This is a genomic window from Colwellia sp. MB3u-41 (assembly GCF_014076845.1).
In the GTDB taxonomy this organism is placed as follows: Bacteria; Pseudomonadota; Gammaproteobacteria; order Enterobacterales; family Alteromonadaceae; genus Colwellia_A.
Map to the genome: position 1 here is coordinate 1 of NZ_JACGUT010000044.1, position 393 is coordinate 393.

At 39.7% G+C, this 393-nt stretch carries 1 protein-coding gene; it reads left to right on the forward strand.

Annotated elements, in window-relative coordinates; genetic code table 11:
* Positions 1–210: 210 nt before the first annotated feature.
* The coding region (locus H4J73_RS02250; RefSeq protein ID WP_182176748.1) for a transposase at positions 211–393 on the forward strand (183 nt) is incomplete at its 3' end.

Below are 393 nucleotides of genomic sequence, written 5' to 3' on the forward strand. Positions count from 1 at the left end.
GCAAACAGGCTTATAAATACCTGTTTGAACACCACATACCTGAACTTACGTTACAGGAAATACGGGATGCGACAAATAAAGCGTGGGTATTGGGTGAAAATCGATTCAAACAACAAGTTGAGCAAAACAATCAATGGGGTCAGAGACGTTGATTTTCTAATTTAGTCATCTACGCTTATATTATTCCTTTATTTTAGGGCTTAGCTGAAGATGGCGAGATTACCTCGATTAAATTTGGCGGGTATTCCTCAGCATGTTGTTCAGCGTGGCAATAACCGTCAGGCCAGCTTTTTTGCTGAACAAGATTACACCGTTTATCTCGATAAACTCAAATATTACGCAAAAAAGTACCAAGTGAATGTTCACGCATTCGTATTGATGACCAACCACGTG